General features: G+C 61.9%; 17 protein-coding genes, 1 tRNA gene and 2 pseudogenes. 2 read left to right on the forward strand and 18 right to left on the reverse strand.

Annotated features, from left to right (window positions below; genetic code table 11):
* The 4 genes and pseudogenes from CIT31_RS01425 to rpsL form a co-directional block, all read right to left on the reverse strand.
* Positions 1 to 81 (reverse strand): annotated as a pseudogene (locus CIT31_RS01425) (GTP-binding protein); the annotation flags it as partial.
* A 66-nt stretch (positions 82 to 147) separates the two neighbouring features.
* Positions 148 to 2,238: an elongation factor G gene (gene fusA / locus CIT31_RS01430; RefSeq protein WP_029352192.1), complete on the reverse strand. Its 2,091-nt coding sequence runs from the start codon at positions 2,236 to 2,238 to the stop codon at positions 148 to 150.
* A 30-nt stretch (positions 2,239 to 2,268) separates the two neighbouring features.
* A complete protein-coding gene (gene rpsG / locus CIT31_RS01435; RefSeq protein ID WP_008875664.1) occupies positions 2,269 to 2,739 on the reverse strand; it encodes a 30S ribosomal protein S7 in 471 nt (156 codons plus the stop codon).
* Between the two features lie 85 nt (positions 2,740 to 2,824).
* Positions 2,825 to 3,196 carry a 30S ribosomal protein S12 gene (rpsL, locus tag CIT31_RS01440; protein ID WP_006333356.1) on the reverse strand — a complete coding sequence of 124 codons (372 nt, stop codon included), beginning with the start codon at positions 3,194 to 3,196 and terminating at the stop codon, positions 2,825 to 2,827.
* 462 nt (positions 3,197 to 3,658) lie between these two features.
* On the opposite strand from rpsL, the gene CIT31_RS01445 reads away from it, so the two are divergent.
* Together CIT31_RS01445 and CIT31_RS01450 are read left to right on the forward strand one after the other, a co-directional pair.
* Positions 3,659 to 3,940, forward strand: a complete 282-nt coding sequence (locus CIT31_RS01445; RefSeq protein WP_029352173.1) for a hypothetical protein — start codon at positions 3,659 to 3,661, stop codon at positions 3,938 to 3,940.
* Positions 3,941 to 4,118: 178 nt separating this feature from the next.
* Positions 4,119 to 5,054, forward strand: a complete 936-nt coding sequence (locus CIT31_RS01450; RefSeq protein WP_095517169.1) for a Gfo/Idh/MocA family protein — start codon at positions 4,119 to 4,121, stop codon at positions 5,052 to 5,054.
* Between the two features lie 366 nt (positions 5,055 to 5,420).
* Here the strand turns inward: CIT31_RS01450 and rpoC are convergent, their stop codons facing one another.
* From rpoC to CIT31_RS01515, 14 genes and pseudogenes are all read right to left on the reverse strand, one after another.
* Positions 5,421 to 9,617 carry a DNA-directed RNA polymerase subunit beta' gene (gene rpoC, locus CIT31_RS01455; RefSeq protein WP_095517174.1) on the reverse strand — a complete coding sequence of 1,399 codons (4,197 nt, stop codon included), beginning with the start codon at positions 9,615 to 9,617 and terminating at the stop codon, positions 5,421 to 5,423.
* A 130-nt stretch (positions 9,618 to 9,747) separates the two neighbouring features.
* Positions 9,748 to 13,884 (reverse strand): DNA-directed RNA polymerase subunit beta, encoded by a 4,137-nt coding sequence (gene rpoB / locus CIT31_RS01460; RefSeq protein ID WP_095517170.1) that lies wholly within the window; start codon positions 13,882 to 13,884, stop codon positions 9,748 to 9,750.
* A gap of 257 nt (positions 13,885 to 14,141) precedes the next feature.
* Positions 14,142 to 14,519: a 50S ribosomal protein L7/L12 gene (gene rplL, locus CIT31_RS01465; protein ID WP_023680442.1), complete on the reverse strand. Its 378-nt coding sequence runs from the start codon at positions 14,517 to 14,519 to the stop codon at positions 14,142 to 14,144.
* A gap of 54 nt (positions 14,520 to 14,573) precedes the next feature.
* Entirely contained in the window at positions 14,574 to 15,092 is a 519-nt protein-coding gene (gene rplJ, locus CIT31_RS01470; protein WP_065011395.1) for a 50S ribosomal protein L10, read from the reverse strand.
* A 395-nt stretch (positions 15,093 to 15,487) separates the two neighbouring features.
* Complete coding sequence (rplA, locus tag CIT31_RS01475) at positions 15,488 to 16,186, reverse strand: 50S ribosomal protein L1 (protein WP_095517171.1); 699 nt, start codon at positions 16,184 to 16,186, stop codon at positions 15,488 to 15,490.
* A gap of 4 nt (positions 16,187 to 16,190) precedes the next feature.
* The gene (gene rplK, locus CIT31_RS01480; protein WP_095517172.1) at positions 16,191 to 16,619 is read right to left on the reverse strand and encodes a 50S ribosomal protein L11; all 429 of its coding nucleotides are present in this window, start codon (positions 16,617 to 16,619) and stop codon (positions 16,191 to 16,193) included.
* Positions 16,620 to 16,793: 174 nt separating this feature from the next.
* Positions 16,794 to 17,321, reverse strand: a complete 528-nt coding sequence (nusG, locus tag CIT31_RS01485) for a transcription termination/antitermination protein NusG (RefSeq protein ID WP_006202141.1) — start codon at positions 17,319 to 17,321, stop codon at positions 16,794 to 16,796.
* Between the two features lie 27 nt (positions 17,322 to 17,348).
* Entirely contained in the window at positions 17,349 to 17,552 is a 204-nt protein-coding gene (secE, locus tag CIT31_RS01490; protein ID WP_029352158.1) for a preprotein translocase subunit SecE, read from the reverse strand.
* Positions 17,553 to 17,959: 407 nt separating this feature from the next.
* Positions 17,960 to 18,035 (reverse strand) — tRNA-Trp (locus tag CIT31_RS01495).
* Between the two features lie 35 nt (positions 18,036 to 18,070).
* A complete protein-coding gene (locus CIT31_RS01500; protein ID WP_095517173.1) occupies positions 18,071 to 18,580 on the reverse strand; it encodes a metal-dependent hydrolase in 510 nt (169 codons plus the stop codon).
* 97 nt (positions 18,581 to 18,677) lie between these two features.
* Positions 18,678 to 19,156: pseudogene (locus CIT31_RS01505) on the reverse strand (group II truncated hemoglobin).
* A 111-nt stretch (positions 19,157 to 19,267) separates the two neighbouring features.
* A complete protein-coding gene (locus CIT31_RS34840) occupies positions 19,268 to 19,588 on the reverse strand; it encodes a hypothetical protein (RefSeq protein WP_245316074.1) in 321 nt (106 codons plus the stop codon).
* 261 nt (positions 19,589 to 19,849) lie between these two features.
* Entirely contained in the window at positions 19,850 to 20,797 is a 948-nt protein-coding gene (locus CIT31_RS34845) for a COG3904 family protein (protein WP_245316075.1), read from the reverse strand.
* Positions 20,798 to 21,200: 403 nt separating this feature from the next.
* Positions 21,201 to 21,280: EF-Tu C-terminal domain-related protein (locus tag CIT31_RS01515; protein WP_023796029.1), on the reverse strand; the 80-nt coding region annotated here is incomplete at its 5' end.

A 21,280-nucleotide genomic window follows, 5' to 3' on the forward strand; every position in this document is an offset into this window, starting at 1 on the left:
CGACGTCTTGCCATGATCGACATGGCCAATCGTGCCGATGTTCACATGAGGCTTTGTACGCTCGAATTTACCTTTTGCCATGTGATCTCTCCATTCCTGCTCGCCCGTGCGGGCTTTGAATTAAGTTAGCGCTGCAACCCGTTCGGGCTACGCGTATTTCTTCTGGACTTCCTGAGCGACCGCGGTCGGCACCGGCTCGTAGTGATCGAACTGCATCGTGTAGGCCGCGCGGCCTTGGCTCATCGAGCGCAAATTGTCGACGTATTTGAACATGTTGGCGAGCGGCACCATTGCGTTGATGACCACCGCCACGCCACGGGCTTCCTGGCCTTGGATCTGGCCGCGACGGCCGTTCAGGTCGCCGATGACGCTGCCGACATAATCTTCCGGCGTCACCACTTCGACCTTCATGATCGGCTCGAGCAACTGCACGCCAAGCCTCGGGGCCGCTTCACGGAAGCAGGCACGGCCAGCGATTTCGAAGGCCAGAACGCTGGAATCCACGTCGTGGTAGGCACCATCGATCAGCGTCGCCTTGACGCCGATCATCGGGAAGCCGGCGAACGGGCCCGACGTCATGACGCTGTTGATGCCCTTTTCGACGCCGGGGATGTATTCCTTCGGCACAGCGCCGCCAACGATCTTGGATTCGAACAGGAATTCGCTGCTCTCCGGATTTGGCTCGAAAAGAATTTTGACGCGAGCGAACTGACCGGTGCCGCCGGTCTGCTTCTTATGGGTGTAGTCCTGCTCTTGGCTGCGGGTGATCGTCTCGCGATATGCCACCTGCGGCGCGCCGACATTGGCCTCGACCTTGAACTCGCGGCGCATGCGGTCGACGATGATGTCGAGGTGGAGCTCGCCCATGCCGGAAATGATCGTCTGGCCTGATTCCTCGTCGGTCTTGACGCGGAAGGACGGGTCCTCGGCAGCCAGGCGATGCAGCGCAAGGCCCATCTTTTCCTGGTCGTTCTTGGTCTTCGGCTCAATCGCGATCTGGATGACCGGATCGGGGAACTCCATGCGCTCGAGAATGACCGGATGCAGCGGATCGCAGAGCGTGTCGCCCGTGGTCGTGTCCTTGAGGCCGGCCAAGGCGACGATGTCGCCGGCGAAAGCCTCTTCGACGTCAGCGCGCGAATTCGCATGCATCTGCAGCATACGACCGATGCGCTCCTTCTTGCCCTTGACCGTGTTGTCGACCGAGATGCCCTTGGTGAGCTTGCCCGAATAGATGCGGGCGAAAGTGAGCGAGCCGACGAACGGGTCGTTCATGATCTTGAAGGCCAGCATCGACAGCGGCTCATTGTCGTCGGCATGACGCTCGATCTCGGCGTCGGTCTTGGCGTCGACGCCCTTGATGGCCGGAACGTCGGCCGGCGACGGCAGGTATTCGACAACGGCGTCGAGCAGCGGCTGCACGCCCTTGTTCTTGAAGGCCGAGCCACAGAACATCGGGTAGAATTTCACCGCAATGGTGCCCTTGCGGATCAGCGCACGGATCTCGTCATTGTCAGGCATCTTGCCTTCGAGGTAATTCTCAAGCGCCGTCTCGTCCATTTCGACGGCGGCCTCGATCATCTTCTCGCGGTATTCTTCCGCACGAGCCTTGAGATCGTCCGGGATCTCGACGACGTCCCAGGCAGCGCCCAGCGTTTCGTCGCGCCAGACCAGCGCGTTCATCTCGACGAGGTCGACGATGCCCTTGAACTCGGTCTCGGCACCGATCGGCAGCTGCATGACGACGGCATGCGCGCCGAGGCGCGAGCCGATCATCTCGACCGAGCGGTAAAAATCGGCGCCGATCTTGTCCATCTTGTTGCAGAAGATCATGCGCGGCACGCGGTACTTGTCGGCCTGGCGCCAGACGGTTTCCGTCTGCGGCTCGACACCGGCATTGGCGTCGAGCAGCGCAATGGCGCCGTCGAGCACGCGCAGCGAACGCTCGACCTCGATGGTGAAGTCGACGTGGCCGGGGGTGTCGATGATGTTGAAGCGGTGCATCTTGCCGTCACGACCCTTCCAGAAGGTCGTGGTCGCGGCGGACGTGATGGTGATGCCGCGTTCCTGCTCCTGCTCCATCCAATCCATGGTGGCAGCGCCGTCATGGACCTCGCCGATCTTGTGCGACTTGCCCGTGTAGTAGAGGACGCGCTCGGTGGTCGTCGTCTTGCCGGCGTCGATATGCGCCATGATACCGAAATTGCGGTAATCTTCGATTTTATATTCGCGGGCCATGGGAGGTGCCTCTTCAGTCTCGTTCGCGCTTTACCAGCGGTAGTGCGCGAAGGCGCGGTTGGCTTCTGCCATCTTGTGGGTGTCTTCACGCTTCTTGACGGCGGTGCCGCGGTTGTTGGCCGCGTCCATCAGCTCGCCGGAGAGGCGGTCGACCATCGTGGTCTCGTTGCGGTTGCGGGCGGCAGCGATCAGCCAGCGGATGGCCAGCGCCTGACGGCGCTCGGGGCGCACATCGACCGGAACCTGGTAGGTGGCGCCACCGACGCGGCGCGAACGCACTTCCACATGCGGCGCGACATTGTCGAGCGCTTGATGGAAGACGGTGACCGGCTCCTGCTTGGTCTTGGACTGGACCTGGTCGAGCGCGCCGTAGACGATGGTCTCGGCAACCGACTTCTTGCCGTCATACATGACGGCGTTCATGAACTTGGTGACGATCAGATCGCCGAACTTCGGATCCGGATTGATCTCACGCTTTTCTGCACTGTGACGACGGGACATTTTTTCTCTGCCTCAATTCTGCGTGGTGGCCTGGACCCCGGATCGTCGCCTGGCGCCGTCCGGGATGACCTTGGCTACGCTTCGGTCACTTCGGACGCTTGGCGCCGTATTTCGAACGGCGCTGCTTGCGGTTCTTCACACCCTGCGTGTCGAGCACGCCGCGGATGATATGGTAGCGAACGCCCGGAAGATCCTTGACGCGGCCGCCGCGGATCATGACCACGGAGTGCTCCTGAAGGTTGTGACCTTCGCCGGGGATATAACCGATCACTTCAAAACCATTGGTCAGGCGGATCTTGGCCACCTTGCGCAGCGCCGAGTTCGGCTTCTTCGGCGTCGTGGTGTAGACGCGCGTGCAGACGCCCCGCTTCTGCGGGTTCTGCTGCATGGCCGGGACCTTGTTGCGCTTCACCGGCGCAATGCGCGGCTTGCGGATCAGCTGGTTGACGGTAGGCATTAAACCCTCTTGTCTCTCAATTCCGTGTCTCGCCCGGTCAGGGCCGCTCAAAGCGTCATTTCCATACGCAAATTCGGCCACAAACCGCGCCTCGCGGTCTTGCCCGAACAAATGGCAGAGGAAGCGGAAGCCGCTTCATGCACGCCGGAAATGTCTTTTCGCTCGTAAAACGAACCCTGTTTGAGGCAAACTCCAAAGCGTGTCGCTTCGGAAGGGAGAGCCTCACATCGGTTCTGACTGGGCGGCTTCTACTCGCAAGCCTGTTGCCCGTCAACCCCGGGCCGCCAAATATTACGTTGAAACCGAGGCTTGGCAGCCATGCGAAAAGCGCATGTAATTTTCTTTCGCCATTTTGCAAGGGGAAGGAAGAAAGTGACCGGCTTTCGGCTGTTGCGCAGCCATGCTTCATGCGAAAAAGGCGGCATGAACAGCGCAAATCCCCTCGCCCGGAGGAATCGGCCCGTGAACGACAATGATGAGCGCCCGGTCACCATCATCACCGGCCGGGCATGGAAAAAGAAGGGCGGCAGGCCGGAAGGCGTCCACCTCATGCTGGTCGCGCCCGACGACGATTCGGCGGTGCGCCGGGCGCTCGAATCGCTCGCGGCCGAAGGCTATGCCGAGGCGGAGCTCGACCAGATCGGCGACCTGGACGGCGTGCCCGACGAAGAGCCACACCTGTCCGCCTATCAGGGCGCGCTCGAAGGCGAAGTCTCGATCGTCACCTTCGACGTGCCAGTCTGAAGCAGGCCCAGTCTGAAGCAGGGCCAGTCTGAAGCAGGGCCGATCTGTTCGGGGTCTGTCTGAAACGAATCCGATTTCGGCAGCCTGCGGGCAAGCTCCTGCCGCTTGCCCGACATCGGTTCTCTGCTAAGAACCATCGCTGCCAAGAGCAATTCATTTCCAATCCGCGGAGTCTCCCATGTCCAGGAACAACGACCCCATCAAGCTCGGCATCGTCGGGGTAGGAAAGATCGTCCGCGACCAGCATCTGCCGGCCTTGGCGAAGGACCAGGCGTACCGCCTCGTCGCCGCCGCCAGCCGGCACGGCAAGGTGGAAGACATCCCGAATTTCCCAACCATCGAGGCGATGCTCGACGCCGTGCCGGAGCTCGAGGCCGTATCGCTCTGCATGCCGCCGCAGTTCCGCTATGACGCCGCGCGGACAGCGCTGGAAGCGAAAAAACATGTCTTCCTGGAAAAGCCGCCCGGAGCCACGGTCAGCGAGGTCGAAGACCTGAAAGCACTGGCCGCGGCAAACGGCGTCTCGCTGTTCGCCAGCTGGCATTCGCGCTATGCGCCGGCGGTGGAAGCCGCGCGTGCATTTCTCGGCTCGACCCAGATCAGCTCAGCAGCCATCAACTGGAAGGAGGACGTGCGCCGCTGGCACCCGAACCAGGACTGGATCTGGGCGCCAGGCGGCTTCGGCGTGTTCGATCCCGGCATCAACGCGCTGTCGATTGCGACCCACATATTGCCGGCGATGTTCATCACCTCGGCAATTCTCGATTTTCCCGAAAACCGCGCGGCCCCGATCGCTGCACATATCGCCTTCCGCACCTCGAACGGCTTGCCGGTGACGATGGAGCTCGACTGGCGCCAGACCGGCCCGCAAAGCTGGGACATCCTGGCCGAGACGGACAAGGGCGCGATGGTGCTTTCGGGCGGCGGCTCAAAACTAGCGGTCGACCGTCGCGTCGTTCACGACGAGCCGGAAGCGGAGTATCCGATGCTCTACAAGCGCTTCGCCGAGATCGTGCGCGCCGGCGTGTCCGACGTCGACCTCGCCCCGCTGCAGCATGTCGCAGACGCCTTCATGCTCGGCAAGCGCAATGTGGTGGAAGCGTTTTTCGATTAAGCCGCGACGCTGTAAAGAGTGGCCGTCGCTTCCGGTCCTGACCATCTTGCAAGCGTCGCGCCGCCCCTCATCTGCCTGCCGGCATCTTTTCCCGTGAACGGAGAAGATGCCGGCATCAAAGATTTCGTCAATCTCCGGCGTCGCAGAAAGAGCGCCAAGACTGCGGCCAGGTTCTTTCTCCCCGTTCACGGGGAGAAATGCCCGGCAGGGCAATGAGGGGCGGCGCTGGACGATCGAAATAAGTCACAACAGTCGACGACGCCTTCTCCAGTCCGTCGCCAGCGGCATTAGTTCCCAGCTTCAACACACAAAAAAGCCGCCGGGTTGCCCCGACGGCTTCGTTGCCTGAGATTTGTGCCGCCGCGCTTACTGCGCGGCTGAAGCCATGTCGGTCAGCATCGGATCGGCGACCTCGACGCCCGACGCCTTGCGGCGCTCGTCAATAATCAGCTCGTCGCGCGAGGTGGCGATGCGCCGGATCTGGCTCATCGTGCCGCCGGTGCCGGCCGGGATCAGCCGGCCGACGATGACGTTTTCCTTCAGCCCCTGCAGCATGTCGGTCTTGCCGGCAACCGCCGCTTCGGTCAGCACGCGGGTCGTCTCCTGGAAGGAGGCGGCCGAGATGAAGGACGGCGTCTGCAGCGAGGCCTTGGTGATGCCCAAGAGCACCGGCTGGCCTTCGGCCGGCTTCTTGCCGTCCTCGACCAGGCGCTCGTTGACCTCTTCCAGCTCGATCACGTCGACGTGGTCGCCCGGAATGTAGGTCGAGTCGCCCTGCGCGGTGATCTCGACCTTCTGCAGCATCTGGCGAACGATCACCTCGATGTGCTTGTCGTTGATCGACACGCCCTGCAGACGGTAGACCTCCTGGATCTCGTTGACGAGGTAGGACGCAAGCGCCTCCACGCCCTTGATCGCCAGGATGTCGTGCGGCGCCGGATTGCCGTCGAGGATGTAGTCGCCCTTCTCGATGACGTCGCCGTCCTGGAGATGGAACGGCTTGCCCTTCGGGATCAGGTATTCGACCGGCTCAAGCGTCGAGTCATGCGGCTCGATGATAATGCGGCGCTTGTTCTTGTAGTCGCGGCCGAAGCGGATCGTGCCGTCGATCTCGGCGATGATGGCGTGATCCTTCGGACGACGTGCCTCGAACAGTTCGGCAACACGCGGCAGACCGCCGGTGATGTCCTTGGTCTTGGCGCTTTCCATCGGGATACGCGCCAGCACGTCGCCGGGGCGAACCTGTGCACCCGGCTCGACCGAAAGAATGGCCTCGACCGAGAGCAGGAAGCGAGCGTCGCCGCCCTTCGACAGTTTGCCGACCTTACCCTTGGTGTCCTGGACGACGATCGCCGGCTTGAGATCGTTGCCGCGTGGCGTCGAACGCCAGTCGATGACCTCGCGCTTGGTGATGCCGGTCGATTCGTCGGCCGTTTCCTGGACGGAAATGCCATCGACCAGATCCTCGAACGCCACCTTGCCCTCGATTTCGGTGAGGACCGGGCGGGTATAGGGATCCCACTCGGCGATGCGCTGGCCGCGCTTCACCTTGTCGCCATCGTCCACGAAGATGCGCGAACCATAGGTGACACGGTGCGTGGCGCGCTCCTTGCCGGCCTCGTCGAGGATCAGCACCGCCATGTTGCGGCCCATGACCATCTGCTGGCCGTCGGAGTTGCGCACCACGTTGCGGTTGCGGATCTCGACCTTGCCCTCATACGAGGCTTCAAGGAACGACGAGTCCACCACCTGCGCCGTACCGCCCATGTGGAAGGTACGCATGGTGAGCTGGGTGCCCGGCTCGCCGATCGACTGCGCCGCGATGACGCCGACAGCCTCGCCCTGGTTGACCGGGGTGCCGCGGGCCAGATCGCGTCCGTAGCAGACCGCGCATACACCGACCCTGACGTCGCAGGTCAGCGCCGAGCGGATGCGGACCGACTGGACGCCGGCCTGTTCGATCTGCTCGATGTCGCGTTCGTCCATCAGCGTTCCGGCCTTGACCAAAACCTCACCCGTGACCGGATGAGTGATGTCGTCGAGCGCCGTGCGGCCGAGAACGCGCTGGCCGACGGAAGCGACGACCTGGCCGGCATCGACGATCGGCTGCATGGTGAGGCCTTTATCGGTGCCGCAGTCGACGGAGTTGACGATGCAGTCCTGCGCCACGTCGACCAGGCGACGGGTGAGGTAACCCGAGTTCGCCGTCTTCAAGGCGGTGTCGGCCAGACCCTTACGGGCGCCGTGGGTCGAGTTGAAGTACTCGAGCACGGTCAGGCCTTCCTTGAAGTTCGAGATGATCGGCGTCTCGATGATTTCACCGCTAGGCTTGGCCATCAGGCCGCGCATACCGGCAAGCTGGCGCATCTGGGTGGGCGAGCCGCGCGCACCGGAGTGCGACATCATGTAAATCGAGTTCATCGGCTTTTGACGGCCATTATCCTCGAACTCGACCGCCTTGATGCGGGCCATCATCTCGTCGGCGACCTTTTCCGAGCACTTGGCCCAGGCGTCGACGACCTTGTTGTACTTCTCGCCCTGCGTGATCAGCCCGTCATTGTACTGCTGCTCGTATTCCTTGGCCAAAGCCTCGGTGTCGGAGACCAGCTTGATCTTGGCATCTGGGATCAGCATGTCGTCCTTGCCGAACGAAATGCCGGCGCGGCAGGCGTGGCTGAAGCCGAGGGCCATGATGCGGTCGCAGAAAATGACCGTCTCCTTCTGACCGCAATGGCGGTAGACGGTGTCGATCATCTTGGAGATGTTCTTCTTGGTCATCTCCTGGTTGGCGGTCTCGTACGGCACGTTGACGTTCTTCGGCAGAAGCTCGCCGATGATCATCCGGCCAGGCGTGGTGTCGTAAATCTTCGAAACGACCTTGCCGTCCGCATCGACCGTGCGGAAGCGGCCTTTGATCTTGGAGTGCAACGTCACCGCCTTGGTCTCGAGCGCGTGCTGGAGTTCGCCCATATCGGCAAACACCATGCCCTCGCCCGGCTCGTTCTGGTTGACGATCGAGAGATAGTAGAGACCCAGAACCATGTCCTGCGACGGCACGATGATCGGCGCGCCCGAAGCCGGGTGCAGGATGTTGTTGGTCGACATCATCAGCACGCGGGCTTCGAGCTGCGCTTCCAGCGACAGCGGCACGTGAACCGCCATCTGGTCGCCGTCGAAGTCGGCGTTGAAAGCCGTGCAGACCAGCGGGTGAAGCTGGATAGCCTTGCCTTCGATCAGGATCGGCTCGAACGCCTGGATGCCGAGGCGGTGCAGAGTCGGCGCACGGTTCAAGAGCACCGGATGCTCGCGAATGACCTCGTCGAGGATATCCCAGACCTCCGGACGCTCCTTCTCGACCAGCTTCTTCGCCTGCTTGACGGTCGAGGAATAACCCTTGGCGTCGAGACGGGCATAGATGAAGGGCTTGAACAGTTCGAGCGCCATCTTCTTCGGCAGGCCGCACTGGTGCAGCTTGAGCTCCGGACCGGTGACGATGACCGAGCGGCCGGAATAATCGACGCGCTTGCCGAGCAGGTTCTGGCGGAACCGGCCCTGCTTGCCCTTGAGCATGTCCGACAGCGACTTCAGCGGACGCTTGTTGGCGCCGGTGATGACACGGCCGCGACGGCCGTTGTCGAACAGCGCGTCAACGGCTTCCTGCAGCATGCGCTTTTCATTGCGCACGATGATGCCGGGCGCACGCAGCTCGATCAGCCGCTTCAGGCGGTTGTTGCGGTTGATGACGCGGCGATAGAGATCGTTGAGATCGGACGTGGCGAAGCGGCCGCCGTCCAGCGGAACCAGCGGGCGCAGGTCCGGCGGGATCACCGGTACCACCTTCATGATCATCCATTCCGGACGGTTGCCGGACTCCATGAAGTTCTCGACCACCTTGAGCCGCTTCAGATACTTCTTCTGCTTGAGCTCGGACGTGGTCGAAGCCAGCTCCGAACGCAGGTCGCCGGCGATCTTTTCCAGGTCCATGCCGGCCAGAAGGTCGTGGATGGCCTCGGCGCCGATCATGGCGGTGAAGCTATCTTCGCCATATTCGTCGACGGCCATCATGTACTCTTCCTCGCTGAGGAGCTGGTGCTCCTTCAGCGCGGTGAGGCCGGGCTCGGTGACGATGTAGTTCTCGAAGTAGAGAACGCGCTCGATGTCCTTCAGCGTCATGTCGAGCAGCGTGCCGATACGCGACGGCAGCGACTTCAGGAACCAGATATGGGCGACGGGCGCGGCCAGTTCGATATGGCCCATGCGCTCGCGGCGGACGCGCGACAGCGTGACTTCGACGCCGCACTTCTCGCAGATGACGCCCTTGTACTTCATGCGCTTGTACTTCCCGCACAGGCACTCGTAGTCCTTGATCGGACCGAAAATGCGCGCGCAGAAGAGGCCGTCACGCTCCGGCTTGAAGGTGCGGTAGTTGATGGTCTCCGGCTTCTTGATCTCGCCGAACGACCAGGACAGAATCTTCTCAGGGCTGGCGAGCGAGATCCGGATGGAATCGAACACCTGCGCAGGCGCCTGGGGATTGAAGAGATTCATGACCTCTTGGTTCATGCCGTTCTCCTTTTCGGGGTCCTCGAAAACCCCTTGCATCTAGCGCGGGCCAAACGCCCGCCGACTTGATCGGCCATCGGCCGAAGAATTTGGTGCGTCCGGTCGCGGAAGCCGCGACCGGACGTCTTGCTCACTCGGCCGCGTCGGGCAGCCGAACCGGGCTGTCGTCCAGCTTGGTGTTCTCCAGCTCGACATTGAGGCCCAGAGAACGCATTTCCTTGACGAGAACGTTGAAGCTCTCGGGGATGCCGGCCTCGAACGTGTCGTCGCCTCTGACGATCGCCTCGTAGACCTTGGTGCGGCCGGCAACGTCATCCGACTTCACCGTCAGCATCTCCTGCAGCGTGTAGGCGGCGCCGTACGCTTCGAGCGCCCAGACCTCCATCTCGCCGAAGCGCTGGCCACCGAACTGCGCCTTGCCGCCCAGCGGCTGCTGGGTAACGAGCGAGTACGGCCCGATCGAACGGGCGTGGATCTTGTCGTCCACAAGGTGGTGAAGCTTGAGCATATATATGTAGCCCATCGTCACTTTGCGATCGAACGGCTCGCCGGTGCGTCCGTCATATAGCTGCGACTGACCGCTGGTGTGCAGGCCCGCCTGCTCCAGCATGATGTTGATGTCGGCCTCGTGCGCGCCGTCGAACACCGGTGTCGCGATGGAGACGCCGCGGCGCATTTGCTCGCTGAGGCGAACGACGCTCTCGTCGTCATAGTCGCGGATCGGCTCGTTGCGGTCGTTCGCCGGCATGAAGCTCTCGAGTGTCTTGCGCAGCGGCTTGATGTCGCCGCCTGTCTTGTACGCGTCGATCAGCTCGCCGATCTTCCTGCCCATTCCGGCGCAAGCCCAGCCCAAATGCGTCTCCAGGATCTGGCCGACATTCATGCGGCTCGGCACACCCAGCGGGTTGAGCACGATATCGGCATGCGTGCCGTCCTCGAGGAACGGCATGTCCTCGACCGGAACGATCCGCGACACGACACCCTTGTTGCCGTGCCGGCCGGCCATCTTGTCGCCGGGCTGCATCTTGCGCTTCACGGCCACGAAGACCTTGACCATCTTCATGACGCCGGGAGGCATCTCGTCGCCGCGCTGGACCTTCTCGACCTTGTCCATGAAGCGCTGTTCGAGCGCCTTCTTGGAATCGTCGTACTGGCCACGCAGGGCTTCCAGTTCGCTCTGGAGCTTTTCGTTCTCCACCGCAAACTGCCACCACTGCGAACGCGGATACTCGTCGAGCGTATCCTTCGACAGCTTCGAGCCTTTCTTGAAGCCCTTCGGCCCGGCAATCGCGTCCTTGCCGACGAGAACGTCGGACAGGCGCGAATAGACGTTGCGGTCGAGGATCGCCTGCTCGTCGTCGCGGTCCTTGGCGAGGCGTTCGATCTCCTCGCGTTCGATCGCCATCGCGCGCTCGTCCTTCTCCACACCGTGGCGATTGAAGACGCGCACTTCGACGACGGTGCCGAAGGTTCCGGGCGGCATGCGCATCGAGGTGTCGCGCACGTCCGATGCCTTTTCGCCAAAGATGGCGCGCAGAAGCTTTTCTTCCGGCGTCATCGGGCTTTCGCCCTTCGGTGTGATCTTGCCGACCAGGATGTCGCCCGGCTGCACTTCCGCACCGATATAGACGATGCCGGCCTCGTCGAGGTTCTTCAGCGCTTCTTCCGAGACGTTGGGAATGTCGCGCGTGATCTCCTCCGGCCCGAGCTTGGTGTCGCGCGCCATGACCTCGAACTCCTCGATATGGATCGAGGTGAAGACGTCGTCGGCGACGATGCGCTCGGACAAGAGGATCGAGTCCTCGTAGTTGTAGCCGTTCCACGGCATGAACGCGACCAGCACGTTGCGGCCGAGCGCCAGATCGCCGAGTTCGGTCGACGGACCGTCGGCGATGATGTCGCCCTTGTTGACCCGGTCACCCATGCGCACCAGCGGACGCTGGTTGATGCAGGTGTTCTGGTTCGAACGCTGGAACTTCATCAGCCGGTAGATGTCGACGCCCGACTTGCCGGGATCGAGATCTTCCGTGGCGCGGATAACGATACGCGTCGCGTCCACCTGGTCGACGATACCGCCGCGGCGGGCGCCAATGGCGGCGCCCGAGTCACGGGCGACGATCGGCTCCATGCCGGTGCCGACAAACGGCGCTTCGGCGCGCACCAGCGGCACGGCCTGCCGCTGCATGTTCGAGCCCATCAGAGCGCGGTTGGCGTCGTCATTCTCGAGGAACGGGATCAGGGCCGCTGCCACCGACACCATCTGCTTCGGCGACACGTCCATCAGATCGACGTTTTCGCGCGGCGCCATCATCACTTCGCCGGCGTTGCGGCAAATGACGAATTCGTCGACGAAACCACCATTCTTGTCGAGCTCGGCATTGGCCTGCGCGACGTGGTGCTTGGCCTCTTCCATCGCCGACAGATAGACGACCTCATTGGTCAGCTTGCCGTTGACGATCTTGCGGTACGGGCTCTCGATGAAGCCGTACTTGTTGACGCGCGCGAAGGTGGCCAGCGAGTTGATCAGACCGATATTCGGGCCTTCCGGCGTCTCGATCGGGCAGATGCGGCCGTAATGCGTCGGGTGCACGTCGCGCACCTCGAAACCGGCGCGCTCGCGGGTCAGACCACCGGGTCCAAGCGCCGAGAGACGGCGCTTGTGGGTGATCTCCGACAGCGGGTTGGTCTGGTCCATGAACTGCGACAGCTGCGAGGAACCGAAGAACTCGCGCACGGCGGCAGCCGCCGGCTTGGCGTTGATCAGGTCCTGCGGCATCACCGTGTCGATCTCGATCGAGGACATGCGTTCCTTGATCGCGCGCTCCATGCGCAGCAGGCCGACGCGGTACTGGTTCTCCATCAGCTCGCCGACCGAGCGCACGCGGCGATTGCCGAGATTGTCGATGTCGTCGATCTCGCCCTTGCCGTCGCGCAGTTCGACCAGTGTCTTGACCACGGCCAGGATGTCGTCCTTGCGCAGCACGCGGACGGTGTCCTCGGCCTTGAGCTCGAGGCGCATGTTCATCTTGACGCGGCCGACCGCCGACAGATCGTAGCGCTCGCTGTCGAAGAACAGCGAGTTGAACATGGCTTCGGCGGTTTCGAGCGTCGGCGGCTCGCCGGGGCGCATGACGCGGTAGATGTCGAACAGCGCGTCCTGGCGGCTCTCGTTCTTGTCGACGTTGAGCGTGTTGCGGATATAGGCGCCGACATTTACGTGGTCGATGTCGAGAACCTTGACCTCGTCGTCGCCGGCGCTGAGAAGCACCTTCAGCGTCTTTTCGTCGATCTCGTCGCCGGCTTCGAGGAAAATCTCGCCGGTCGCGTAGTTGACGATGTCCTCGGCAAGGTAGTTGCCGAGCAGGTCCTCGTCCGTCGCCTTGATCGCCTTGAGACCCCTTTCGCCGAGCTGGCGGGCCTGGCGGGCAGTGATCTTCTTGCCCGCCTCGACGACGACCTCGTTGGTGTCTGCATCGACCAGGTCGCCAACGGCCTTGAGGCCGCGGAAACGCTCGACGTTGAACGGGATGCGCCAATGGTCGCCGGCGCGCTTGTAGGTGATCTTGTTGTAGAAGGTCGACAGGATCTCCTCGCCGTCCATGCCGAGCGCCATCAACAGCGACGACACCGGAATCTTGCGGCGGCGGTCGATGCGGGCGTGCACGACGTCCTTCGAGTCGAACTCGATGTCGAGCCACGAGCCTCGATAGGGGATGACGCGCGCGGCAAACAGCAGCTTGCCCGACGAGTGCGACTTGCCCTTGTCATGGTCGAAGAAAACGCCCGGCGAACGGTGCATCTGCGAGACGATGACACGCTCGGTGCCGTTGACGATGAAGGTGCCGTTCAAGGTCATGAGCGGCATGTCGCCCATGTAGACGTCCTGCTCCTTGATGTCCTTGATCGACTTGGCGCCGGTATCCTCGTCGATATCGAACACGATGAGGCGCAGCGTCACCTTGAGCGGCGCGGCATAGGTCAGGTCGCGCTGACGGCATTCGTCAACGTCGAATTTCGGCGCTTCGAACTCGTACTTCACGAATTCCAGCATCGAGGAGCCGGAAAAGTCGGAGATCGGGAAGACCGATTTGAAAACCGCCTGCAGTCCCTCGTCAGGACGCCCGCCCTTGGGCTCCTCTACCATCAGGAATTGATCATAGGATGCCTTCTGAACCTCGATCAGGTTCGGCATCTCCGCAACTTCCGGAATTTTTCCGAAGAATTTGCGTACGCGTCTGCGGCCATTGAAAGTTTGTGTCTGGGCCATCGTCGCTCCTTAGCTCGATTCTCGGGGCGAGCCTCGCCGCGGCTCGCCTTGCATTCTCGGCCACCTCGGCGGCGGCCTTTTATTTGTTCACCCGCCACCCTGTCGGTGGCCGGCCAAAACGGGAGAAAACCCGTTTCCTGAAGGCCGGTTTACGGCCCTCAGGAAAGAGGTTTTCGTACTCTTCGCGTTACGCGGCCTCCCTTCGCCAAGGGAGTGGCGGACGGCGCGAAGCCGCCCGCCGAGCCGATATCAAACGCTTACTTCAGTTCGACCTTGGCGCCGGCTGCTTCCAGCTGGGCCTTGAACTTGTCCGCGTCGGCCTTGGAAACGGCTTCCTTGACCGGCTTCGGGGCCGCCTCCACCAGGTCCTTGGCTTCCTTGAGGCCAAGACCGGTGATGGCGCGAACTTCCTTGATGACGTTGATCTTCTGAGCGCCCGCCTCGGTGAGGACGACGTCGAATTCCGTCTTTTCCTCGACCGGAGCAGCAGCAGCCGCGGCACCGCCAGCGGCGGCAACCGCCACCGGAGCAGCAGCGGAAACGCCCCACTTTTCTTCCAGAAGCTTCGACAGCTCGGCCGCCTCGAGGACGGTCAGCTTCGAAAGGTCGTCTACGATCTTTGCCAGATCAGCCATTGCAATATTCCTTCATAAGGTTCGAACGTGTGTTTGTGACAGCGAGGAACGGCCTCATGCCGCCTCGTCCTTCCGGGCGTAAGCGCCGATGACACGCGCGACCGAAGCCGCAGGCGCATTGACGATCTGGGCGATCCGGGTTGCCGGCGTGGCGATCATGCCAACCAGCCTGCCGCGCAGCTCATCGAGCGACGGAAGTGTGGCGAGTGCCTTCACACCGTCGGCGTTGAGCGAGGTGGTGCCCATTGCGCCGCCGAGAATGACGAGCTTGTCATTTCCCTTGGCGAAATCGGACGCGACCTTCGGCGCCGCAATCGGATCCTCCGAATAGGCGATCAGCGTCTGTCCCTTGAACAGGTCGATGATCGATGCGGAGTCCGTGCCCTGAAGAGCGATTTTGGCGAGACGGTTCTTCGCGACTTTGACGGTGCCACCGGCGACACGCATTTTCGACCGAAGGTCGTTCATTTGCGCGACGGTGATACCGGCGTAGTGGGCCACGACGACTGAACCAGCGCCCGAAAACGCTTCATTCAGGCCCGTGACGAGTTCGCGTTTTTCCGCTCTGTCCACTGCCTATCTCCAGTTGACCCCTGCCTCATTACGAGGACAGGCGTCGGGTTGCCTTTTGCCGGCCGGGCCATCCAGTAACGGATCTCCCGAACGACGCTCGAGGATCCTGCCCCCTTTCGCCACACCAGCCGGCAAGCCGAATGGTGCGCAGACAAAAGGCAAACACGGTTCGAACCTTTCATTGGAGCAGTCGCTCCGTTGTCCGGTCTTCACCCGTCTCATGCAGGCCCACATGAATTAAGGCCCCCCTTGAACTAAGGCTTGGGGCCGCCCGCAATCTCGGACAGGATGTCCGGAAGCCTTCCGACTTCCGGTACCGGGCCGCCAAGATAAGTCGGAGGCCCGGAATTCTGTTTTCGGATCAACTCTTTAGCGGCCGATCCGAATGGTTCGTATCAGGACGCCGCCAGCGTCGAGACGTCGAGCTTGAGGCCAGGGCCCATCGTCGAGGTGACCGACACCTTCTTGACGTAGTTGCCCTTGGCGCCAGCCGGCTTCGCCTTGTTCACCGCGTCGGCGAAGGCGCGGACATTCTCTTCCAGCGCCTTGACGTCGAACGAGACCTTGCCGACGCCGCCATGCACGATGCCGGCCTTCTCGACGCGGAACTCGACCGCGCCGCCCTTCGACGCCTTGACGGCAGCGGTAACGTCGGTAGTGACAGTGCCGACCTTCGGGTTCGGCATCATGCCGCGCGGGCCGAGCACCTTGCCCAGACGGCCGACCAGCGGCATCATGTCCGGCGTGGCGATGCAGCGATCGAAGTCGATCGTGCCCTTCTGGACGATGTCGACCAGATCCTCGGCGCCAACGATATCGGCGCCGGCCGCCTTGGCTTCCTCGGCCTTGTCGCCACGCGCGAAAACGGCGACGCGGACGGTACGGCCGGTGCCGTTCGGCAGATTGACCACGCCACGGACCATCTGGTCGGCATGGCGCGGGTCGACACCCAGGTTCATCGCGATTTCAACGGTCTCGTCGAACTTCACCGAGGACCGGTCCTTGAGCAGCTTCAGCGCCTCACCCAAGGCATAAGCCTTGTTGGGATCGATGCCTTCACGGGTCTTCGATACACGCTTTGCAATCTTTGCCATGATCTCAGCCCACCACTTCCAGACCCATCGAGCGGGCGGAGCCCTCGACCATGCGCATGGCCCCCTCGATATCGGTTGCGTTCAGATCCTTCATCTTCTGCTCGGCGATCGCGCGCAACTTGTCGCGGCCAATCGTGCCGGCCTTGACCTTGCCCGGCTCCTTCGAGCCCGACTTCAGGTTCGCGGCCTTCTTCAGGAAGTAGCTCACCGGCGGCGTCTTCATGACGAAGGTGAACGACTTGTCCTGGTAGTAGGTGATCACGACTGGAATCGGCGATCCCTTTTCCATTTCCTGGGTCTGCGCGTTGAACGCCTTGCAGAACTCCATGATGTTGATGCCGCGCTGACCAAGCGCCGGTCCGATCGGGGGCGACGGCGTAGCCGAGCCCGCGGAAACCTGGAGCTTGAGCTGGCCTGCAATCTTCTTAGCCATCTCTTTCCTGCCTTTATCTCATGCCGGCCCCACTATCTGGGCAACACCGGCGGTTGCAGTCTGGTGGTGCGGTTCCTGTGGCCGGCTAAAGCCGCATTCGCCTCCCACCCGTTTTGGCCGCGCGATTTCCACGCCGCCTCCCCTCACCGCCGAATGGGCGACAAGGATTTCGGATCAGCCCTTTTCGACCTGTCCGAATTCGAGATCGACCGGCACGGCGCGCCCGAAGATCGAAACTTCCACCTTGAGCCGCGCCCGCTCCTCGTCCACTTCCTGGACGAAACCGTTGAATGACGCGAACGGACCGTCCGAGACGCGGATCGCCTCGCCGATCTCGAAAGTGACCGACGGCTTCGGCCGCTCGACGCCTTCCTGCACCTGGTTCAGGATGCGCTGGGCCTCGGTCTCGGTGATCGGCACCGGCTTCGAGTCACCCAGGAAGCCGGTGACCTTCGGCGTGTTCTTGACGAGCGAGAACACTGCGTCGGTCAGGTTGGCCTTCAAGAGCACGTAGCCCGGGAAGAACTTGCGCTCGGCATCGACCTTGCGGCCGCGGCGAATCTCGACAACCTTCTCGGTCGGCACGACGATCTGCTCGATGTCAGCGGACAGGCCTTTCTGCTTGGCCTTGTTCTCGATGTCCTCAGCGACCTTTTTTTCAAAGTTCGAATAGGCGTGGACGATGTACCACCGCGCAGTCATTTCAAGACTTCTCCGTAATCGCCGGACTTAGCGTCCGATGCCCAGAATCTGCTCGACCGCGAGGCCCATGAGCTGATCGGCGGTAAAGAAAAAGATCATCGCGATCACAGCGAACGCCAGGACCATCACCGTCGAGATCATCGTTTCGCGCCGCGACGGCCAAGTCACCTTGGCGGTCTCCGAGCGAACTTGCTGGAGAAAGACGAATGGATTTGTGGTTTTCGAAGCCATGTGCCGCTCTGTCTGCAAGACCCGTTGACCGGATCTCCTGGATGATCCCGCTGGCCGGGATGTGCCGCCTGAGCCTGTGTTCGCGCCGAATCGGCGCAATCATTTCGCCCATGCAAATCGGACGCGTAAAGCCGGCTTCCCAGCTCCACGCGTCGCGTGTCTGTTTCGTCTACATAAAACCGATTCTTGATCCACGCAAGTGGCAAGTGTCCGCTTTATGACCAAACGCCGCCTCGGAACCATCCAGTCGTCCCGTCCCGGCTATGGCCTCTTATGTCTCAAGACAGCCTATATGGCAAGTCACCGGCGGATGTTCAAAGGGCCAATGCGTGGAAGACCAGACAATTTTCATGAATTGGCCATTCCGAAAAATGGCACGGGTTTCATGAATTGGCCATTTCGAAAAATGGCACGGGCAGCAGGGTTCGAACCTACGACCTGCGGTTTTGGAGACCGCCGCTCTACCAACTGAGCTATGCCCGTATCGCGGGCTGCTATTTCACAAAGCGGGCGAGAACTCAAGTCGAGTTTTCAGGGATGCCCACGACAGCCCGCGATCGCCCAAATCCAAGCAGCAGCGCCCAGATGGATATGAGCAGTTCGATGGCGAAGGTCCAATGCAGGACAAAGCTCATGACCCAGTTGCGGTATGTGGCTGGGATCGCCACGAGTTCGGTTGCATGCCTGTCGAACGGCATCAGCCACATGATTGGCGATACCACGGTATCCAGGACCATATGCAACAAGGCCGCGGCAAAGAAGACGCCGACGACGGCAAGATACTGCCGCGCGTGTCGTTTCGTGACCGCCAGCGCCACAAGGCCAGTCGCTGCCCAAAACAGCGGCCAATGCGTGATGTAGGCGTGGTGGTGGATGCGTCCGCCGTCGACGAAATGGAAGTACAGCATATCGATATCGGGGATGACGGCGCCGATCATGGCGGCAGCCATCACGCCCGGCGCTTCGCGCCAGAGCTTCCGCGCCAACGTTCCCAGAATGTAGCCCGATGGAAGATGCGCGATCAGCATCGCAAGACCTGCTCCCCTGCCAAGATCCGATGGAGATATAGCGGCATATTGCGGCGTTATTCCGGAAGGGCATGGCGGCCCCAACTCGCCGGGCGGATCACTTCGCGCTCGGCCTGTACGGTCCGCCGGGCACGCCCCAGCCCCAGGCCGGCATCGGCTCGGTTTCGGGATCGCAGGTCTCGCTAAGGTTGGAGTTCATCTTCGCCAGCCGCGACCCCCATTCGACATAGGCCATGAAAGCCGAGCGGAATTCCGGATCGTTCGGCAGCCCGACTTCATCGGCGGCATCGACGAGAAGGTTGATCCAGCGGCGGCGCTGTTCCTCGCTCAGATGCTTGCCGAGATGATGCATGACCATCTCGCGGTGGCCGCCATGCTCTTTGCTGTAGGTCGTCGGTCCACCAAGGACCTCGCCGATGAAGGCCGCGACATGGGCCGGATGATCCGGTGACATATTTTGAACACCGGGCCGACGATGGGATCCCTAGACACCATGTCGTAGCAGGTTTGCGTCAGGCGATTCAACGCCTCGGTGCCGCCGGCCCATTCGAACAATGTCGGGATATCCTGGCTCATTCTCGATCCTCGACTGGCCGGACTGTCAATTGTTGCGGACGATAGCGGAACTATCGAACGTTGCTCAACCTGCCTCGATGGCCAGTTTGGGTCAGTTGCAACGCCTGCGCCTTACAACTTGACCGGCGCGTCGGCCTGAACCTCGGAAGTCGAGACCATGCGGCAATTCTCCGGCATTGGCTCCGATTTGCAGATGGTCGGACCGGTAAATTCATCTGCCGATTCAAGCCCGGTCGTCAGCCCGACTTTCAACATCATGTCGGGTTCGAGCTGCCGGTGGCGCGAGGCCGGCACCGACCGCATCGCCACCAGCAGACCGGGTCCGACCGCCATCTCTTTGAGATAGGTCTTGACCCGCTGCCCCAACCCCATCGAATGCACGGTCAACTGCGCGCGAGGACCGACAAGGCGTCTGACACCGCCGGCAAGCATGATCGGACAGGCTGCGCCGCACTCGCCGCTCGCATCGATCGAGAGCCCGACATAGATGCCATTCTCGGCGGTGCAATCCGCCTTGTCCGGCTCGCAATGAAGTCCGTCCGCGCAACCGCCACGTCGAGCTTGCGTTCTTGGATCAACCTTCCAGCGGCCAGGGCACCGAGCACGTCACCTCCCGGCGAGTTGATCACCAGGGGCAGTCGCCGATCACCGATCGTGTCCAGCAGTTGGCGCAACCGTTCCGGCGTCTGAGCGCTAATCATGCCTTCCGCGGAGATCCATTCGGGACAATTGGGATCGCAGAGAAAACTTCTGCCGCGAACCAGAACGAAGCGCATATCTCCAACATCGGCCCGCTGCACGGTTTCGGGTTCGGCCCGACGCGGCAGGAGCGGACTTGGCGTATGCCACCACGTGGCCGGCCGGCGCCGGTATTTCCCTGCAGTTCGCAGCCACCGGATCTGTTTTGCATAGGGTTGGCGCGATCAGCAGGTCGACGGCATCCAGGCTGGTAACCAGCTTCGTCTGCAGCATGTCGTAGGGAGCCAACTGCTGGATGCTGCTGGCCGGCGTGTTCTTCATCGTCTCGAGCACGGCCTGGCCGACGCCCATTTCCTTCAGATACGCCGCCAGTCTTTTCTCCACCGACTTGCTCATCTCGTAGGTCTTGTAGCTGCCGGCGTTCTTGCGGCTGATGACCTTCTTGTCGACGATCTTCTTCTTGCCTCTCACCACGCGGTAGGTGGTTCGGTACTGCAATTTCGTCCGAATGTAGGTCGTGGTGATCTGATGAACGCCGAGATGCGCCCATTGCCCGACCACGCGCCTGATGCCGCCGGCAAACATCAGCGGGCAAGCGGAATTGCAGATGGCGCCGTCAGCATAGGCATTGCCGAAATAGCGAGCGGCCTTGCCGTCGTTTTCCGTGCAGTCCTTGGCATCGGGCTGGCAACCGGTGAACCGGGTCTTGCCGACCGCGATATCGAGTTTGTTCTTGCGGATCAGGCGACCAAGCGCCAGTGCCGCATCGACATTGCCGCCGGGAGAATCCACGACAACAGGCAGTTTTCGGCGGCCGAGCACCTTGAGCGTGCGCTTGAACAGGGCTGGCGTGCGGGCTTCTATGGAGCCTTCAGCGGATATCCATTCCGGGCAGGTCGGTTCGCAACCAGGCGCGCTGCTGCGGACGACGACAAACCGCATCGTTGGACCAACATCCGACGCGGATTTTTTTGTATTCGCCGCGAAGGCAGCGTGTTCCATGCCAAGGAACGACGCCAGGCAGATCACCCCAAGTATCCACCATGTCTGGCCATTCAGATGGCGCCATGGAACCATTCGGGCAAGCCCCCCGCAATGCAAGCTATCCTAACGCACGACCCCCAAAAACGGAACCGATTTTCGCTGGCGATCATGCGCAATATCAACGTGCTACAGCGTCCTTCGCGCGCACGAACAACGCCCGGCGCTGTGATTGAGCTTTGACGGCTCGCAACAGGGTTTGCGATGGCGCCGCAGGCACTCGGCTGTGCTAAAAAAAAAGCAAAAAAGGGCAGCCCGAGGACTGCCCTTTCGCAATCGATCTGATCGGCAATGCCGGCGTCGATTACTCTTTGATGGTGACGACGATGCCGGCACCGACGGTGCGGCCGCCTTCACGGATGGCGAAGCGCAGCTTCTCTTCCA

This window comes from Mesorhizobium wenxiniae, from assembly GCF_002284535.1.
GTDB classification, from domain to species: domain Bacteria; phylum Pseudomonadota; class Alphaproteobacteria; order Rhizobiales; family Rhizobiaceae; genus Mesorhizobium; species Mesorhizobium wenxiniae.

Excerpts from the sequence above, each read along its gene's own strand:
- fusA (WP_029352192.1), bottom strand. The coding sequence starts at position 2,238 with ATGGCCCGCGAATATAAAATCGAAGATTACCGCAATTTCGGTATCATG.
- rpsG (WP_008875664.1), bottom strand. The coding sequence starts at position 2,739 with ATGTCCCGTCGTCACAGTGCAGAAAAGCGTGAGATCAATCCGGATCCG.
- rpsL (WP_006333356.1), bottom strand. The coding sequence starts at position 3,196 with ATGCCTACCGTCAACCAGCTGATCCGCAAGCCGCGCATTGCGCCGGTG.
- CIT31_RS01450 (WP_095517169.1), top strand. The coding sequence starts at position 4,119 with ATGTCCAGGAACAACGACCCCATCAAGCTCGGCATCGTCGGGGTAGGA.
- rpoC (WP_095517174.1), bottom strand. The coding sequence starts at position 9,617 with ATGAACCAAGAGGTCATGAATCTCTTCAATCCCCAGGCGCCTGCGCAG.
- rpoB (WP_095517170.1), bottom strand. The coding sequence starts at position 13,884 with ATGGCCCAGACACAAACTTTCAATGGCCGCAGACGCGTACGCAAATTC.
- rplL (WP_023680442.1), bottom strand. The coding sequence starts at position 14,519 with ATGGCTGATCTGGCAAAGATCGTAGACGACCTTTCGAAGCTGACCGTC.
- rplA (WP_095517171.1), bottom strand. The coding sequence starts at position 16,186 with ATGGCAAAGATTGCAAAGCGTGTATCGAAGACCCGTGAAGGCATCGAT.
- rplK (WP_095517172.1), bottom strand. The coding sequence starts at position 16,619 with ATGGCTAAGAAGATTGCAGGCCAGCTCAAGCTCCAGGTTTCCGCGGGC.
- nusG (WP_006202141.1), bottom strand. The coding sequence starts at position 17,321 with ATGACTGCGCGGTGGTACATCGTCCACGCCTATTCGAACTTTGAAAAA.
- secE (WP_029352158.1), bottom strand. The coding sequence starts at position 17,552 with ATGGCTTCGAAAACCACAAATCCATTCGTCTTTCTCCAGCAAGTTCGC.
- CIT31_RS01500 (WP_095517173.1), bottom strand. The coding sequence starts at position 18,580 with ATGCTGATCGCGCATCTTCCATCGGGCTACATTCTGGGAACGTTGGCG.
- CIT31_RS34840 (WP_245316074.1), bottom strand. The coding sequence starts at position 19,588 with ATGCTTGCCGGCGGTGTCAGACGCCTTGTCGGTCCTCGCGCGCAGTTG.
- CIT31_RS34845 (WP_245316075.1), bottom strand. The coding sequence starts at position 20,797 with ATGCGGTTTGTCGTCGTCCGCAGCAGCGCGCCTGGTTGCGAACCGACC.